Annotated in this window: 14 protein-coding genes; 8 read left to right on the forward strand and 6 right to left on the reverse strand. The window is 43.7% G+C overall.

What is annotated here, in order from left to right:
- Positions 1-64 precede the first annotated feature (64 nt).
- The 4 genes from R7P67_RS18045 to R7P67_RS18060 form a co-directional block, all read right to left on the reverse strand.
- Positions 65-3,139: an error-prone DNA polymerase gene (locus R7P67_RS18045; RefSeq protein WP_213897728.1), complete on the reverse strand. Its 3,075-nt coding sequence runs from the start codon at positions 3,137-3,139 to the stop codon at positions 65-67.
- 27 nt (positions 3,140-3,166) lie between these two features.
- Positions 3,167-4,570, reverse strand: a complete 1,404-nt coding sequence (locus tag R7P67_RS18050; RefSeq protein WP_172563544.1) for a Y-family DNA polymerase — start codon at positions 4,568-4,570, stop codon at positions 3,167-3,169.
- 4 nt (positions 4,571-4,574) lie between these two features.
- The gene (gene imuA / locus R7P67_RS18055) at positions 4,575-5,267 is read right to left on the reverse strand and encodes a translesion DNA synthesis-associated protein ImuA (protein ID WP_033905734.1); all 693 of its coding nucleotides are present in this window, start codon (positions 5,265-5,267) and stop codon (positions 4,575-4,577) included.
- A 129-nt stretch (positions 5,268-5,396) separates the two neighbouring features.
- Complete coding sequence (locus R7P67_RS18060) at positions 5,397-6,143, reverse strand: YciK family oxidoreductase (protein WP_005372980.1); 747 nt, start codon at positions 6,141-6,143, stop codon at positions 5,397-5,399.
- Between the two features lie 254 nt (positions 6,144-6,397).
- Here R7P67_RS18060 and sohB point away from each other — a divergent pair, with 254 nt between their 5' ends.
- The 8 genes from sohB to R7P67_RS18100 all read left to right on the forward strand — a co-directional run bounded on the left by sohB (position 6,398) and on the right by R7P67_RS18100 (position 15,508).
- A complete protein-coding gene (gene sohB / locus R7P67_RS18065) occupies positions 6,398-7,459 on the forward strand; it encodes a protease SohB (protein ID WP_005385819.1) in 1,062 nt (353 codons plus the stop codon).
- Between the two features lie 208 nt (positions 7,460-7,667).
- Positions 7,668-8,348: a (d)CMP kinase gene (gene cmk, locus R7P67_RS18070; protein WP_021033981.1), complete on the forward strand. Its 681-nt coding sequence runs from the start codon at positions 7,668-7,670 to the stop codon at positions 8,346-8,348.
- A gap of 110 nt (positions 8,349-8,458) precedes the next feature.
- Entirely contained in the window at positions 8,459-10,129 is a 1,671-nt protein-coding gene (gene rpsA / locus R7P67_RS18075) for a 30S ribosomal protein S1 (RefSeq protein ID WP_005385817.1), read from the forward strand.
- Positions 10,130-10,342: 213 nt separating this feature from the next.
- Positions 10,343-10,624, forward strand: a complete 282-nt coding sequence (gene ihfB, locus R7P67_RS18080) for an integration host factor subunit beta (protein ID WP_005385816.1) — start codon at positions 10,343-10,345, stop codon at positions 10,622-10,624.
- A gap of 269 nt (positions 10,625-10,893) precedes the next feature.
- Positions 10,894-11,190 (forward strand): LapA family protein, encoded by a 297-nt coding sequence (locus tag R7P67_RS18085; protein WP_005376663.1) that lies wholly within the window; start codon positions 10,894-10,896, stop codon positions 11,188-11,190.
- An 18-nt stretch (positions 11,191-11,208) separates the two neighbouring features.
- A complete protein-coding gene (lapB, locus tag R7P67_RS18090; RefSeq protein ID WP_005376665.1) occupies positions 11,209-12,384 on the forward strand; it encodes a lipopolysaccharide assembly protein LapB in 1,176 nt (391 codons plus the stop codon).
- 84 nt (positions 12,385-12,468) lie between these two features.
- Entirely contained in the window at positions 12,469-13,170 is a 702-nt protein-coding gene (gene pyrF / locus R7P67_RS18095; RefSeq protein ID WP_017821659.1) for an orotidine-5'-phosphate decarboxylase, read from the forward strand.
- Positions 13,171-13,669: 499 nt separating this feature from the next.
- Positions 13,670-15,508 carry an extracellular solute-binding protein gene (locus tag R7P67_RS18100; RefSeq protein WP_017633867.1) on the forward strand — a complete coding sequence of 613 codons (1,839 nt, stop codon included), beginning with the start codon at positions 13,670-13,672 and terminating at the stop codon, positions 15,506-15,508.
- Between the two features lie 60 nt (positions 15,509-15,568).
- On the opposite strand, the gene R7P67_RS18105 is transcribed toward R7P67_RS18100, so the two are convergent.
- Complete coding sequence (locus R7P67_RS18105) at positions 15,569-15,808, reverse strand: hypothetical protein (protein WP_005376679.1); 240 nt, start codon at positions 15,806-15,808, stop codon at positions 15,569-15,571.
- Positions 15,809-16,014: 206 nt separating this feature from the next.
- A complete protein-coding gene (locus R7P67_RS18110) occupies positions 16,015-16,788 on the reverse strand; it encodes a hypothetical protein (RefSeq protein ID WP_005385811.1) in 774 nt (257 codons plus the stop codon).
- Positions 16,789-16,826: the final 38 nt, after the last annotated feature.

Genomic DNA, 16,826 nt, shown 5'->3' on the forward strand with positions numbered 1-16,826 from the left:
AGTGAAATCAGAGGGAGCGCACCTCTCTCTGATTTTTAACATCTCTCTCCTTAATTCCTCTGTACTAATGGAAATCCCGAGATTTACTTTGTAGATTGTTCAAGTAGTGCGTGCAATCCATCAACTTGCCAGCAATAACGTGCGTGACTTCTCCCTCTCTTTCAAGAATGCCTTTCACCATTAATACTTTAGCGCCTAAATACGCTTGCTTTTGGGCTCGTGCTGTCGCTTGCCAAACGACCACATTAATGTTGCCCGTGTCATCTTCTAACGTAAAAAATGTCACGCCAGCGGCGGTGCCTGGAGATTGTCTTCCTGTTACCACACCTACCACTGTGACCAGTGACTTATGCGGTTTCTCTGTCAGTTGCCTCATGCGGGTAAAGTGAGGGAGTTTGCCCGTTTCTTCTAATAATTTAATTGGATGGCGGCTAAGAGATAGTCCCGTGCTTGCGTAATCCTCAATTAAATTTTCATATTCAGAGGGTTGAGTCTGGTAGCTAACATTGGGTTCTTCGACCTTGTGAAACAATGGTAGGTCAGATAAGGAATCCATTGCTGCCCAGCGAGCGTTATAACGATTTCCCGATAAGGCTTGAAATGCATTGGCTGAAGCCAATAATTCAATGTCACTTCGGCTTCTTAATATCTGCTTTACTTCTTGAATCGATCGGTAACCATTAAGTGGTTTGCGCTCAATAAGCCTTTGTGCGCTTTCTGCGTTAAAGCCTTTCACCAAGCGAAAACCAAGTTGCACGCCGAGCCTGCCATTCGGACGTGAGACGAGATGATGTTGATATTTTGAATGATTGACGCACACCGGCAATACTTCGACGCCATGTCGGCGAGCATCTTGTACTAATTGCGACGGGCTATAAAATCCCATTGGTTGGCTGTTCAACAATGCAGTGTAAAATTCGGCTGGGTAATAATATTTTAACCATGCAGAACAATATGCCAGCACTGCGAAAGACGCTGAATGACTTTCAGGGAAGCCGTACTCACCAAAGCCGCAAATCTGATCGAAAATGCGCTCAGCAAACGCTAAGTCATAACCTCTCTCTTGCATACCATTGATCAGTTTTGGTCTGAATTTAGCGAGATCGCCATTCTTTTTCCATGATGCCATCGCTCGACGGAGTTGATCGGCCTCGCCGCCGCTAAACCCTGCGGCTACCATGGCTAGCTTGATGACTTGCTCTTGGAAAATAGGGACGCCCATAGTCCGCTCAAGAACGCTTTTTACTTCTTCCGATGGATAACTGACAGGCTCTTTGTGATCTCGTCGTTTTAAAAAAGGATGCACCATATCACCCTGAATAGGGCCTGGACGAACAATTGCAATTTGAATCACTAAGTCGTAATAACAAGCAGGCTTTAGGCGAGGAAGCATGCTCATTTGTGCACGAGATTCAATTTGGAATACGCCTATAGTGTCAGCTTTTTGGATCATGCGGTACACGTGTGGATCATCTTGTCGGCGAGTGATCTCGGAAATCGAGAGGGATCGCTGGTGATGTTTCTCGACCAGTTGAAAGCACTTTTTGATGGCGTTTAACATGCCGAGTGCGAGTACATCGACTTTTAGTAGCTTCAAGCTTTCTAAATCGTCTTTATCCCATTGAATGATAGTGCGATCTTCCATCGAGGCATTTTCAACAGGTACCAACTCATATAAAGGGCCAGATGAAATTACAAAGCCACCTACGTGCTGAGATAAATGGCGTGGGAAGCCAATGATCTCGTTGACCAATTGGATAAACTGCTGCCCTTTGAGAGATTCTGGTTGTAAGCCAAGTTCAATAATTTGAGCTTGCCAGCCTTGGCTGCGATCTCGGCGATTAACGTTCTTAATGAAAAAATCTAATTGGGTCTCTTCAATCCCTAGTGCTTTACCGACTTCACGCACGGCACTTTTAAAGCGATAGCTGATCACTGTTGCAGCAAGTGCTGCACGCTCACGACCATATTTTTTGTAAATATACTGGATAACTTCTTCACGGCGCTCGTGTTCAAAGTCCACATCAATATCCGGCGGTTCCTTACGTTCTTTACTGATAAATCGTTCGAATAAGACAGCGATTTGTCGAGGATCGACGGCGGTAATTTCCAGGCAATAACACACCACAGAGTTTGCAGCGGAACCTCGCCCTTGGTAAAGAATGCCTTGCTGTTTCGCGAACATTACGATGTCGTGAATAGTAAGGAAGTAGTAGTGGTATTTCAGCTCTTGAATAAGCGCCAGTTCATTCTCGATGGTTTGATTGACTTCTGCTGGCACGCCTTCAGGAAAACGCAGCTTTTTACCACGTTCGACCAACATACGTAAGTAAGAGTCGGGTGTATAACCATCTGGGATCAGCTCGGTAGGATATTCGTATTTTAAATCGGAGAGCTTAAACTCGCATAAATCGGCGATGTAAGTACTTTCTTCCAGCCATTCTGGTTTGTAAATCCGAATCAACTTTTTAAAAGGACGAAGCGCTCGCTCAGTATTCGAAATACGGTCAAAACCGAGTTTATCGACGCTACACCCATGCTTTATAGCAGTAAGTACATGCTGTAATGGCAAGCGTTCAACATCATGCATGAGAACGCCTCCGCAGGCAGTTATAGGTAATTGAAATTCATGTGCTAACTGCTCGCAGTGCGCAATGTACTCAGTATCGTTGTTACTCAAATGGCGCTGAATCGCTACCCACAAACGATTAGCGTGGTGTTGATTGAGCCAGCGCCCCCAATAGTGATCACTCTCTTGATGTGTGGGCAGCCACAATACCAAACAATATCGAACCGACATCAAATCCCATTCGAACAGTTGATAGTTGCCTTTTTCACTGCGTCTTCTTGCGTTTGTGATGATACGACACAACTCGGCATAAGCCTTGCGACAAGGGCAAAGCAGTACGATTTGGCATTCATCATTTAACCAAAACATACTTCCAACGATTTGTTTGATATCGAGTTTATGTTGTTCGATGGTCGCATGGGCTTTGACAACGCCCGCGACTGAACATTCATCCGTTATGGCTAGAGCTTGATAGCGATAGAAAGCAGCTTGGAGTACCAGCTCTTCTGCATGAGAAGCCCCAGTCAAAAAAGAAAAGTTAGACTGACAAAATAGTTCCGCGTAACTCATAATGATCCAACAAAAATAACTGTCGATTTAACAAAAATAGCCATGAAGAAACCAGTGCTTGTGCTGATCACGAAATATCCATAACCAGCGGCCTTGCTTGGTGTGTGCAATGTAGTAATCACGCATGATCTCATCACCATCCCACCACCCAGAAACTATTCGCTCAGGTCCGTGGACCAAAGAAACTTGTTCTTGCAATACAATGGGAGTGGGTAATTGCATTGCGGGGCGTAGTATGGAAGGTATGGCGTGCCCCTTTTCATCCGGAGCATCAGCAGGGCGATACTGACTGGCCTTTTCTGGTCTAGGATCGCAAGCAATATTGGGTTTTAAAACGGCACTTTTCCCCAATTTAGCTTGCAGTAAAGAGAGCAGCTCTAAAGCATTCATGTTTCCTTTCTGCCCAGCAAAGAGATCGCGTGATGCACTAAGAGGCTCACCTTGACGGATGACTTTTAACGTTAGCCCTGTGACTGGGCCATTAAGCGAGAGTGACTCTAAGCTCAAACTCGCTAACTGTTGCCAACGCTGACATAGGTAATCACCTTGCGCAGAAGTGAGTTGAAGGTGTTGCTCTTGTTTCTCACGCTGGTGGAGTGTTAAACACAGTTCAAAAGCGACCTTATCTCTTAATTTAAGAAAGGTTTCGAGTTGACGAAGTAATTTGGCCAACGGCTTTTCAATCCACTGAACGTTTTCGATCTCAAACAAGAGCTCTAAATAAACTTGGAAGGATTCGGTAGGGTGATAAAAGTCGACAGGGTGTTTAAACTGCCCAGTCAGTCGACCAACGTAGTTCACCAAATCGATATCAAAGCGTCGTGCGATGTCTTGCAATGGCAGTTCAAGCAGGTTTTGCAATGTGGTGACGCCTACACGTTGTAACTTCTCTACGGTAGCGTTTGATAAATCTGTCAGTTTTAACGGTAGTGGTGATAAAGCTTTTTGTATGGCAGATTTGTCTTCACTGATGACGTTCGCTCCTGATATTGCCATCAATTTGGCAGCAAAAGGCGAAAAACCACATCCGAATTGAAAACTCAGTTTCAGCTCCGATAAGTGAGCTCTGACTTTATTCCAATAGTTTTCAAGCCCTTCATACAGAGCGAGCATTGGAGTAGCACGCAGTAAAATACCTTGGTTTGGCATCAACACAACGTCAGATGTGATCAAATACAACCACTGAGCTACCTCTTGTAATTTATTTAATTCGGTTTGTGGATGATAAGGATGCACTTGTAAATCTCGACACAAGGACGCAGCACTGCCTAGGCCCATACCTGGCTTAATGCCTTGTTGTTCGGCAATCTCGTTGTATTGAATAATCTGGCAACGTTGGCTTTCGACAATCACCACGGGTTGTTCTTGGTTATCACCAAAGAGTGCGTCTAGCTGTAGGCGAGGGAAGTGCAAGTAAATCCACAGAGCCATATCACTAACCTTGGTTCGCCAGTGGGAAATTGACCACAGTCGAGTGCACAGTTTCAGATGATGGTTTCACCAGTTGCGGGTAATGGTGTTGGAATCCGATACTAACGCTACCTCTATTCCAGCCTCCTTTCCTTTTCAGCACTTCAACATGAATCCCTTGCTCGTCGCCTTTCAGTTTTAAACTGAGTGACACAGGCAAAGACAAGCGGTTGATAGTATCTGTTTTAAGCATAAAGAGAGGGCAACTCCCTTGTTCACTTGCTACCTGTAAGCGTTTCACTTGATGTATTTCAAGCTCTTCTTGCCATAACAAAACATTACTGCATACCCCACTTTTCAGACATTGCTCTGCAGCCCAAAGAGCGTCTTTGGGGTGAGTTGGAGTAACGACCCACACTTGGTTTATATCCAACCCGATGTAGTGTAAAAACAGAGAATTCACTAGCGCAGGTGGTTGAATAAATGCGGTCATACCATTGGTCTGAGTGGCTTTTAAATAGGGAGCGAGCAAACGCAATTCACCAATACTACCAATAGATTCCATCTCCACTACGCCATGAGGTGGAAAGCCTCCGCCGAGCAAATCATCTAATTCAGAAAAACCGGAACTAGTCTGCAACTGCTGAGGATCTGCTTTCGTTAAATTTGCTTGCCAAACAAGGTGTTGGCTTTTTAAGTTCTGAATAATATCTTGCATAATAAACACCTGTATATATATACAGTATATTTCTGTGGGAGAAAGTCGCAAGATTTTTATGAAGAGAGAAATGAAAAAAGGCAGCGTTTGCTGCCTTTTCAATCGATTATGTGAGGTAACCTGAATGAGTTATTTACGCTTCGGTTGAGCGTCGATGCACTGACCGTTCACATCGGTAACCGCAGGATCCATTAAGTGCAAATATAGCGGCATGATATCCAGTGGCGTTTTGAGAGTATTCGCATCTTCACCCGGATATGCTTTTTCACGCATGCGAGTACGAGTGGCACCAGGGTTAATTGCGTTAACGCGGATCGGTGTATCACTCAGCTCGTCAGCCAAAACTTGCATCATGCCTTCTACGGCAAATTTAGAGATAGCGTATGGCCCCCAGAATGCGCGGCCAGAGTGGCCGACGGTTGAAGAGGTAAAGATAATACGCCCAGCTTCTGATTTACGCATCACAGGCAGTAGTGCTTGAGTCATTAGCACTTCGGCTTTCACGTTGATCTGCATGATATCGTCGAAGTCTTCCTCTTTGATTTGATCAAATGGACACAGCGAACTCAAGACACCTGCGTTGTGTAATAGACCATCCAAGCGACCAAACTGTCCTTCGATTGTCTCTGCCATATCAATGTAATTCTGCTGAGTTGCGCCCTTGAGATCCAATGGAATGATAGCTGCTTGTGGATAGCCAGCAGCTTCAATCTCATCATAGATAGATTCAAGGTTTTGCACATTTCTACCCAAGAGAATAACAGTTGCACCGTGCTCTGCATAAGAAAGCGCGGCTTGACGGCCGATGCCATTACCAGCGCCAGTAACAAGAATGACTTTACCTTTTAGAGCATCAGCTGAAACGGAGTAGTTCACGGCGATAAATCCTTATTATTGTAAGAGGGTCCATGATAGTTAATTGACGCTAAAAAACGCCTGTTTCTCAATGGAAAATCTTGGTAATCGTGACAAGATGGTTACAATACACCAATTCATGTGTTATACCAATTCCAGAACTTTCGTTAGGTATGCTATCAATCAGAACAAGTGGTTACAAACCGCGCTGCCTTCTCGCTGATGTTTCTGCGTAACATACTAACGTCATCTGAAATGAGATAAAGGAGCTCTCGTTGGAATTTTTATTAGATTATGGTCTGTTTCTGGCCAAAATTATCACGGTGGTTGCTGCGATAATTGTTCTGCTCATTATTGCAAAATCGGCTGGTGGCAAATCGGGTGCGGCGAAAGGGGAGTTAGAGATTACCAACCTTTCAGAGCAACACAAACAATCTGTTGAGCAGTTAGAGCATCATTTGCATGACGATGCTTTCATCAAGGCTCGAGATAAAGCCGTCAAGAAAGAAGAAAAAGAGAAGAACAAATCTCGCGAGAAAGAAATCAAACAAGCGAGCAAAGACGGTTCATTAGATAGCAAGCGTGAACCACACCTATTTGTTCTTGATTTCAACGGTAGCATAGACGCAAAAGAAGTCGCGTCTCTACGTGAAGAAATCACCGCTATTTTGGCTGTCGCACGTGAAGGTGATGAAGTGTTACTTCGCTTAGAGTCTGGCGGTGGTATGGTTCATGGTTACGGCCTTGCCTCTTCTCAACTGGACCGAATCAAAGCTGCGGGTCTTCCTCTGACCATCTCTGTTGACAAAGTTGCGGCAAGTGGCGGTTACATGATGGCATGTGTAGCAGATAAGATTGTTTCTGCACCATTTGCAATTGTGGGGTCTATTGGCGTTATCGCACAAATTCCTAACTTCAACAAACTGTTGAAGAAACATGATATTGAGTACGAACAACTAACAGCGGGTGAATATAAACGCACGCTAACGATGTTCGGTGAGAATACCGATAAAGCGCGCGATAAGTTTAAGCAAGAACTTGAAGAAACACATGTCTTGTTTAAAGACTTCATCCGTGAGCGTCGTCCTAGTTTGGACCTAGACAAAGTAGCCACTGGTGAGCACTGGTTCGGTACACAAGCGAAAGAGCTTGGTTTGGTGGATGACATTAGTACATCTGATGATATCGTTGTTGCGGCATGCAAAGATAAAACCGTACTTTCTGTGCATTATGTGCAGAAGAAAAAGCTGGCAGACAAGCTAGCAGGTGTCGCGGGCAAAGTTGCTGACAGTGTGATCTTAAAGTTAGCTGAGCGTGGTCAAAAACCGATTGTTTAATCGAGCTTAAGTTCATGACATTTAAAACGGCGAGGGCAGAAGCTCTCGCCGTTTTTGTTGAACTTTATGTTTATTGATGAATCCAATTACGCATTAGGTGTAATGCTTTACACGACATTTTTCCTCGCTCCAAAGACTGATTACCCGTATAATGTGCGCCTCGAAAACCGAGCAAATTGCTGAAAAGAAACTATTGGTGGAGAAGAACATGTCCTCTCAAACTCCGGTTGTAACCGTAGATGGACCTAGTGGTGCAGGTAAAGGCACTTTATGTATGTTGCTGGCGAAAAAGTTGGGTTTCCAACTCTTAGATTCTGGCGCAATTTATCGTGTACTTGCACTTGCTGCGATTCACCACGGTGTCGACACCGAGTCAGAAGATGCTCTTGTCCCACTAGCAACACACCTAGACGTTCAATTTATCGCGGAAGGTGACTTAGTTAAGGTCATTCTAGAAGGCGAAGATGTGTCAGGGGAGCTTCGTAAAGAAGAAACGGGTATGGCAGCATCTAAAGTTGCGGCTTTGCCACGTGTTCGTGAAGCATTACTACGTCGTCAGCGTGCATTTGAGACCGCTCCGGGTCTGGTTGCTGATGGTCGTGATATGGGCACAATTGTATTCCCGAGTGCGCAAGCAAAAATCTTCCTTGATGCAAGTGCTGAAGAGCGTGCAAATCGACGCCTTAAACAGTTGCAAGAGAAAGGGTTAGATGTTAGATTTGCTGACCTTTTAAGCGAGATCCAAGAGCGTGACGACCGAGATCGTAACCGCCCAGTGGCGCCATTACGCCCTGCTGAGGATGCGCTTGTGCTAGATTCTACGTCGATGACTATCGACGAAGTAGTAGAAAAGGCACTACAATATATCGAATCGAAGCTAGCTGAGTAATAATACTCGACTAGGCTAAGAGCGTTGGTCGCAAGGATGATGACTGGCGAATTTAATAACCCCATGCGGTAGGATACCCGTGGAAGTTTAATTTATTGAAGATTAATTAAATGACTGAATCTTTTGCTCAACTCTTTGAAGAGTTTCTAAACGAAACAGAATTCCAACAAGGCAGCATCGTTAAAGGTACTGTAGTAGCTATCGAGAACGGTTTCGTTCTTGTTGACGCTGGTCTTAAGTCTGAATCTGCTATCCCTGCTGAACAGTTCAAGAACGCTGCTGGCGAACTTGAAGTTGAAGTTGGCGCTGAAGTAGACGTAGCTCTAGACGCTGTTGAAGATGGTTTCGGTGAAACTCAACTTTCTCGTGAGAAAGCTAAGCGTCACGAAGCTTGGATCGTACTTGAGAAAGCTTACGAAGAAGCTGAAACTGTTGTTGGTATCATCAACGGTAAAGTTAAAGGCGGTTTCACTGTTGAACTAAACGGTATCCGTGCTTTCCTTCCTGGCTCTCTAGTAGACGTACGTCCAATCCGCGACACTGCTCACCTAGAAAACAAAGAGCTAGAGTTCAAAGTTATCAAACTTGACCAAAAACGTAACAACGTAGTTGTTTCACGTCGTGCAGTTATCGAATCAGAGAACAGCGTTGAGCGTGACGAGCTTCTAGAAACTCTACAAGAAGGTTCTGAAGTTAAAGGTATCGTTAAGAACCTTACTGACTACGGTGCGTTCGTTGACCTAGGTGGCGTTGACGGTCTTCTACATATCACTGATATGGCTTGGAAGCGCGTTAAGCACCCATCTGAAATCGTTAACGTTGGTGACGAGATCCAAGTTAAAGTTCTTAAGTTCGACCGTGAGCGTACTCGCGTATCACTAGGTCTTAAGCAACTAGGCGAAGATCCATGGGTAGCAATCGCTAAGCGTTACCCAGAAGGTCACAAACTAACTGGTCGCGTAACTAACCTAACTGACTACGGCTGCTTCGTTGAAATCGAAGAAGGCGTTGAAGGTCTAGTTCACGTTTCAGAAATGGATTGGACTAACAAGAACATCCACCCTTCTAAAGTTGTTAATGTTGGCGACGAAGTTGAGGTTATGGTTCTTGAAATCGACGAAGAACGTCGTCGTATCTCTCTAGGTCTGAAACAGTGTAAAGCTAACCCATGGCAGTCATTCGCTGAAGCACAAGCTAAAGGCGACAAAGTTACTGGTAAGATCAAGTCTATCACTGACTTCGGTATCTTCATCGGTCTAGAAGGCGGCATCGACGGTCTAGTTCACCTATCTGACATTTCTTGGAATGTTGCTGGCGAAGAAGCTGTACGTGAGTACAAGAAAGGCGACGAGATCTCTGCAGTTGTTCTAGCAGTAGACGCTGAGCGTGAGCGCATTTCTCTAGGCATCAAGCAAATGGAAAATGACCCATTCAATGCTTACGTTGCTGACAACAAGAAAGGTGTTCTAGTTAACGCTACTGTAACTGCTGTTGACGCTAAAGGCGCTACTGTTGAAATCGCAGAAGGCGTTGAAGGTTACATCCGTGCTTCTGAAGTATCACGCGATCGCGTAGAAGATGCTTCTCTAATCCTAAGCGCTGGTGATGTTGTTGAAGCGAAGTTCACAGGTGTAGACCGTAAGAACCGCGTAATCAACCTATCTATCAAAGCTAAAGACGAAGCTGACGAGCAAGAAGCAATGGCATCTATCAACAAGCAAGATGACAATGCATTCGGTAACGCAATGGCTGACGCTTTCAAAGCTGCTAAAGGCGAATAATATACTCGCTTAAGCAAAAAAGGAGCCGCAAGGCTCCTTTTTTATATTTGGTCATATTTAAGTAGTAATACTAATGACAGTAAACTATCTTAATAAAAGGCATTTCTTCATTGCGCATTTTGCATAAAATTTGTCTAGAATTGTCAGCAAGTGTTTGTTGGAATTAGTATTACTTACTATAATAAGTGATAAAGATACTCAAAGAGGGCAACTATGACTAAGTCTGAACTGATTGAAAGACTCTGCGCTGAGCAAACACACTTATCAGCGAAAGAGGTAGAGGATGCTGTAAAAGATATTTTAGAGCACATGGCCTCTACACTAGAGAGCGGTGACCGTATCGAGATCCGTGGCTTTGGTAGTTTTTCTCTTCATTACCGCGAGCCTCGCGTAGGTCGTAACCCTAAAACGGGCGATAAAGTGGAATTGGAAGGTAAATACGTTCCACATTTCAAACCTGGTAAAGAACTTCGTGAGCGTGTAAATATTGGTTAATGCACTCTTATTAGTTTGAAAAAAGCGGCATACGTTTGTGTATGCCGCTTTTTTGTAATGTATCCAAGTTAGTCATACATCTAAGATCGTTTACTAATCTAATTGTGGATTCAGCTGTTTTCTATACCCAAATAACTTTAACTTCTAAGCATGTCTACAAACTAAGCATCTTGAGGTTACTTGGGTATAGATTATTGCTAATATACGTAGTCTGAAGAAGCATTTTCCTGCATAATCTTACCGACTTACTCCTAGAAGGGTGATGTAACATGAAAATTATAAAAATCGTTGCTGTTTTAGCTCTCTTTTTAATTGCATTGGCGTTAGGTTCCCAAAACCAAGAGCTCGTGACTTTTAACTATCTTCTAGCAAAAGGAGAGTTCCACTTATCTACGCTATTAGGTGTAGTATTTGTGGTTGGCTTTGCTTTAGCGTGGGTTATCTTTGGTAGCATCCAACTGAAAACTCAGCTACAGGTCCGTCGTTTAAAGAAAAAACTGAAAAAGTACGAACCAACTGAATCAAACAACGCTGCTGATAAGCCAGCCATTGAAAAACAGGCATAAGGATAAGGCTTAACTTTAATGCTTGAACTACTCTTCTTGTTGTTGCCTATAGCTGCTGCGTATGGCTGGTATATGGGGCATCGCAGCGCTCAGCAAGACAAGCAGAAGCAATCTCATCAAATCTCTCGTCAGTATATGACGGGTCTTAATCTGCTGCTCTCTGACCAATCAGATAAGGCTGTCGATCACTTTATTGAATTGCTCCAAGTTGATAACGAGACCATCGATACTCACCTTGCGTTGGGTAACCTGTTCCGGTCTCGTGGTGAAGTCGACCGCGCAATCAGAATTCACCAAAATCTTATTTCTCGTTCAGGCTTAACACTGGACCAAAAGAACCTCGCCCTTCAACAGTTAGCGAAAGACTACATGGTCTCAGGTTTTCTTGATCGTGCAGAGAAAATCTTCGAACAGTTAGTCGAAGAGCCAGATTACAAAGAGGCGGCTCTTCAACAATTAGTGACCATTTATCAGCAAACACGAGAATGGGAAAAGGCGATTTATTACGCGAACCAATTGGCTAAGTTAGGTAATAAACGCTCAAGGATGCGTGCAAATATTGCCCATTTTTGGTGTGAAATAGCCATGCTCGACCAAGCTGATGGGAATACTAATAAGGCAATACAGCATTTTAAAAAAGCGTTAGCGGAAGACCCGAAGTGTGTTCGAGCAAGTATTGCTTTGGGACGAATTTACCTAGAGTCTGAAGACTATAAGCACACCATCAAATATCTGACGGGGGTACTTGAGCAAGATAAAGACTTTATCAGTGATGTCTTGCCAACTATTGCAGAATGCTATCATCATCTGGGTCAGGAAGATGAACTTGTCGAGTTTCTGAGAGCTTGTATTGATAAGAAAGCAGGCGTATCAGCCGAGTTGATGTTGGCTCAATTAGTTGCTCATCACGAGAACGTTGGGGCTGCTCAAGAGTTACTGACGAAACAATTGCTGAAAAACCCAACCATGAAGGGCTTCTACCGTTTAATTGACTACCACATTGCAGAAGCAGAAGATGGTCGAGCGAAAGACAGCCTATCAACACTACAAGCGATGGTGGGTGAACAGTTAAAAGTGAAACCGCATTACCGATGCCGGAAGTGTGGATTTTCTACCCATTCCCTTTATTGGCATTGTCCGTCCTGTAAAGGATGGGGGACGATCAAGCCAATCCGCGGATTGGATGGTGAATAATTCTTAATGCAGCTGGCAGAGTTTCTGTCCGCTGCATTTTTTTAACTTTTTATTGAATAAGAACCAAAACAGTTAGGAGATGAAATGATCGACCAAAAAGTTATTGTCGCACTGGATTATGATAACCAAGCAGATGCACTTGCGTTTGTAGATAGAATTGATCCTGCGTCATGCCGACTAAAAGTTGGCAAGGAGATGTTTACGCTATTTGGTCCTGATTTTGTACGTGAACTCCATAAACGTGGTTTCTCTGTATTCCTAGATTTAAAATTTCACGATATTCCAAACACCTGTTCGAAAGCAGTTCGCGCTGCGGCTGAAATGGGTGTATGGATGGTGAACGTACACGCGAGCGGTGGTGAGCGTATGATGACGGCATCACGTGAAATTCTTGAGCCATATGGTAAAGATCGTCCACTTCTTATCGGTGTAACGGTACTAACCAGTATGGAACAAAGTGATTTAGCTGGTATTGGTTTGAATGTTGCGCCTCAGGAGCAAGTTATTCGTCTAGCAACCTTGACCAAAAACGCAGGCTTAGATGGTGTCGTATGTTCAGCGCAAGAGTCCTCATTACTGAAGAGCGAGCTAGGCCAAGAATTTAAATTAGTGACCCCTGGTATTCGACCTGCTGGCTCAGAACAAGGTGACCAACGCCGTATCATGACGCCAGTAGACGCTATCCAATCAGGTTCAGATTATCTTGTGATTGGTCGCCCTATCACTCAAGCGTCAAATCCTGCAGAAGTGCTGAAGTCGATCAATGAGAGCTTATCTAAAATGTAAGCACTGTCTCGATTGTATGGAGAAAAGTGAGGCTAAGATGCCTCACTTTTTATATCGAATGAAAATACTAATCGCGGTAAAAAAACATTCCTTTTAACCAGCTATGTCTGATCATTTACTCGCTGTAACTGGTATATCGGGGCCAATTGAGATAAAGGTTCTGCGGTTTATTCTGAGTAAAGTAGGGCTTGGTACTATGCCGATCACACTTTTGTAACATAACTCACTGTGATGCCTCGAAAATGCAACCATGTGTTATTGATGGCTTGCGTTACAAATGTCTAAAGAATACTATGGCGAAGATGCATTCACTGCGTTGTAAGGTCTAGGATGACCTAGTGAAACTCTTTGAAATTAATATAGAAGCTGGCAGGACGTCACTTCATATTACGTTCCTATTATTTCCTATCTGCGTATTTTAAATCGCAGCTTTCTGTGAGCTTTCACACGCTGTCTTCCTTGTTACGACCTTAGTGCGCAAACACAACAAGGAAGAAACATGACTAAAAAACTGCCATTTTCAGTACTAGCAACACTGACCGCTGCCAGTTTTCAACTGAGTGCGGCAGAATTGCCAGCTGATATCGAATGGATTTCAAACAACAACGAACCTCTATTTGCCTCTGAAGAGGCGGTACGAGGTGGCACCTATCGCACTTACATTCAGAGCTTTCCGCAAACATTACGAAGTGTTGGTCCAGATGCGAACTCAGGTTTGCGCCAATACTTAATGGATGGTTCACCAAAACTGGCTCAGCGTCATCCAAATACTGGCAAATGGATCCCTCAACTTGCTAAGTCATGGGCATTTGGAGAAGACAACAAAACCGTATTCTTTAAACTCGACGAAACGGCCGAGTGGTCAGATGGTGAAAAAATTACAGCAGATGATTACGTCTTTATGATGAAGTACTACACGTCAAAAGACATTATCGACCCGTGGTATAACGACTTTTTCACAAACAGTATTGTGAGTGTTGAAAAAATTGATGACTACACGATCAAAGTCAATCTTGCTGTAGCTCAAAGTCATGACTCACTTATGGTTATGATTAACATGCCAAGTAATGGTTTTCAGCCTCGTCCTGAACACTTCTTTGAAGGAGAAAAGGACGCAAATAACGATGGCATGCCTGATAACTTCGTCAGAAAGTTTAACTTTAAATCTGAGCCAACCGCAGCGCCTTACTACATTGATCAAGTGAAGAAAGGTAAGAGCGTGACATTCAAACATGTCGGTGAAGATTGGTGGGGATACAACAACCGCTACTATAAAAACCGTTATAACGTTGAAAAGGTTCGCATTAAGGTGATTCGCGATCCTGATATTGCCATGAAGCACTTTGAGAAAGGCAACTTAGACTACTTTGAGATGGTGCTACCAAGCTTTTGGCATGACAAAACCAATAGTGATGTGTACAAAAAAGGCTATATCCAAAAGTACTGGGGCTTTAACGAAGCACCGCAAGGAGCTGGTGGTCTTTGGATGAACACAGCGATGCCGATGTTGGATAACCTAGAAGTGCGTAAAGGTGTTATGGCAGCCACTGACTATGACGGCATGATTGAAAACATCATGCGTGGAGATTATTCACGTAAACCGCATGGACTCGGATTTGGTCATGGCGAATACGATGATCCTAACAATACACCGCCAAAGTTTGATGCTGATGCGGCGGTTAAACACTTCGAAAAAGCGGGCTTTGACAAAGTGGGCGCAGATGGTATTCGTGTTAACGACAAGGGCCAACGCTTGAGCTTTGCTATCACCTACGGATACAACTCTTGGACACCGCGTATTGCATACCTGAAAGAGCAAGCGAAACTTGCTGGTCTTGAGTTCACGTTAAACTTGGTGGATGGCTCATCTGCGTTTAAATACATTCTTGAGAAAAAGCATCAGCTAGCGTTTTTGAATATGGGCTCTGGTGAGATCCCTGCGTATTGGGAATACCTACACTCGGATAATGCAAATCGACCACAAACGAATGCTCACACCAACTACAGCAGCCCTGAGCTAGACAAGTTAATTGAAGCGTATGACTCTGAGTTTGATCAGGAGAAGCGTTACGACTTGTCGCATCAAATCCAAAACTATGTCAGCAAAGCGAACATCATCGTTCCTGGCTACATGGTGCCTTATTCTCGAGTTGCTCATTGGCGCTGGGTTAAAATTCCTAAAAACGGCATGACAAAAGCGACAGAATGGGTGCTTCATCCAATGGATATCGGTAATTTCTGGATTGATAACCAAGTAAAAGAAGAGACAGAAGAAGCGATGGACGAGGGTAAAACCTTCCCAGAATTAACGGTAATTGATGATCGTTACAAATTGTAAATCAGTAGTTTAGATAGAAAATGATAGCCCCGGTAATGAATTTTATCGGGGCTTTCTTTTTTACTTAATAAGGTAAGACGCTTCTAAAAGGTAGGTTTTTGCATCACCAAGCAAAGAGAACGCTTTATCGATGGTTTTAAATCGATCATCAAGCGAGTCGCTTGATATCAGCTGGCTGAATGTTTGCAACGAGAAAGCTTCGTTTGCTTTGAAGAACTGATGTACGTTTTCAAGCTGCACTTTATGAATATGCTCCACCTTATTTAGGGCGGTGGTTAAATCGGAAATGTTAATCGACATTGCTACTCGGGAACCTTATCAACAAGACCTATATGAGGTCATAGAGTGGGGTTTTATATTTTGTGACAGAGAGTAGCACCGAAGAGCAATTTATAGTCTGATGAAGATCAATTTGCCTTATTTAAGCATCTGTAACGTGGCACTAGACGTGTACCTAGAGCTAGTACACGTTACAACGCTTGAATATAGGCTAGGATTTCACCTGATCAAAAGTAAAAGCCAAGTCCGACTAAAAGTCCTTGAGAAGCTGTATCATATTCAAATACTCCCTCATTTTTGTAATCAACCCAGGTCGACTTGTAAGCTAAGTTGAGATCAGACCATTCGTTAAAACGATAACGAACACCAGTTTGAATGGCATAAGTGAAGTGAGTATCGTTGCCAAGTCCGGCGTCGATGCTGGCATGAAATCGCCAGTTTTCGCTCAATTCATCAATGAGTCGCAAGCCAACTAAAAAATCGACCCAATCTTCTTGTAATGACAGTCTATCTTCTAGTACCCGGTTATCATTACGATACAGCTTGCCGGTGATGTCATTGTCCCACCAACGTAATCCAAACATATAATCCAGTTTACCAAATGAATATTGTTCGCGTTGGAATGCCTTTGCTTCTAGAACACCTTGCCGTATTTCGATGTCCGCACGATAACGAGCGTTAGGCAGAGCGCCCTTGATATTATTAACATCACCACTTAAGTTCATGAAACTATAATCTATGTAGTAGCCCCACTTACTTTGGTAAATACTCTCGAATCGCAACATCGCCCCAATATCGAGGTGGTCTACGATGAACTTAGGATCGACATCCACCTCTGATGAAAAGCGACCAATACTGGTATCCCCGTGGATATTCAGTCCTAGCATGTACACTTCTATGCTATTTCGCCAACGAGATTCTTGTGTCTCGGCTGAGAGCGCTACTGATGTAGGTAATACAAGAATGAGTGAGGAGAGTGATAGCAGGTTACATGGTTTCATCCAATTTCCTTTTCGGCTTTTCGTCAGCTTTCAGCTTA

Source organism: Vibrio sp. Vb0937, assembly GCF_033338855.1.

Excerpts from the sequence above, each read along its gene's own strand:
- R7P67_RS18045 (WP_213897728.1), bottom strand. The coding sequence starts at position 3,139 with ATGAGTTACGCGGAACTATTTTGTCAGTCTAACTTTTCTTTTTTGACT.
- R7P67_RS18050 (WP_172563544.1), bottom strand. The coding sequence starts at position 4,570 with ATGGCTCTGTGGATTTACTTGCACTTCCCTCGCCTACAGCTAGACGCA.
- imuA (WP_033905734.1), bottom strand. The coding sequence starts at position 5,267 with ATGCAAGATATTATTCAGAACTTAAAAAGCCAACACCTTGTTTGGCAA.
- cmk (WP_021033981.1), top strand. The coding sequence starts at position 7,668 with ATGTCCTCTCAAACTCCGGTTGTAACCGTAGATGGACCTAGTGGTGCA.
- rpsA (WP_005385817.1), top strand. The coding sequence starts at position 8,459 with ATGACTGAATCTTTTGCTCAACTCTTTGAAGAGTTTCTAAACGAAACA.
- ihfB (WP_005385816.1), top strand. The coding sequence starts at position 10,343 with ATGACTAAGTCTGAACTGATTGAAAGACTCTGCGCTGAGCAAACACAC.
- R7P67_RS18085 (WP_005376663.1), top strand. The coding sequence starts at position 10,894 with ATGAAAATTATAAAAATCGTTGCTGTTTTAGCTCTCTTTTTAATTGCA.
- lapB (WP_005376665.1), top strand. The coding sequence starts at position 11,209 with ATGCTTGAACTACTCTTCTTGTTGTTGCCTATAGCTGCTGCGTATGGC.
- pyrF (WP_017821659.1), top strand. The coding sequence starts at position 12,469 with ATGATCGACCAAAAAGTTATTGTCGCACTGGATTATGATAACCAAGCA.
- R7P67_RS18100 (WP_017633867.1), top strand. The coding sequence starts at position 13,670 with ATGACTAAAAAACTGCCATTTTCAGTACTAGCAACACTGACCGCTGCC.
- R7P67_RS18105 (WP_005376679.1), bottom strand. The coding sequence starts at position 15,808 with ATGTCGATTAACATTTCCGATTTAACCACCGCCCTAAATAAGGTGGAG.
- R7P67_RS18110 (WP_005385811.1), bottom strand. The coding sequence starts at position 16,788 with ATGAAACCATGTAACCTGCTATCACTCTCCTCACTCATTCTTGTATTA.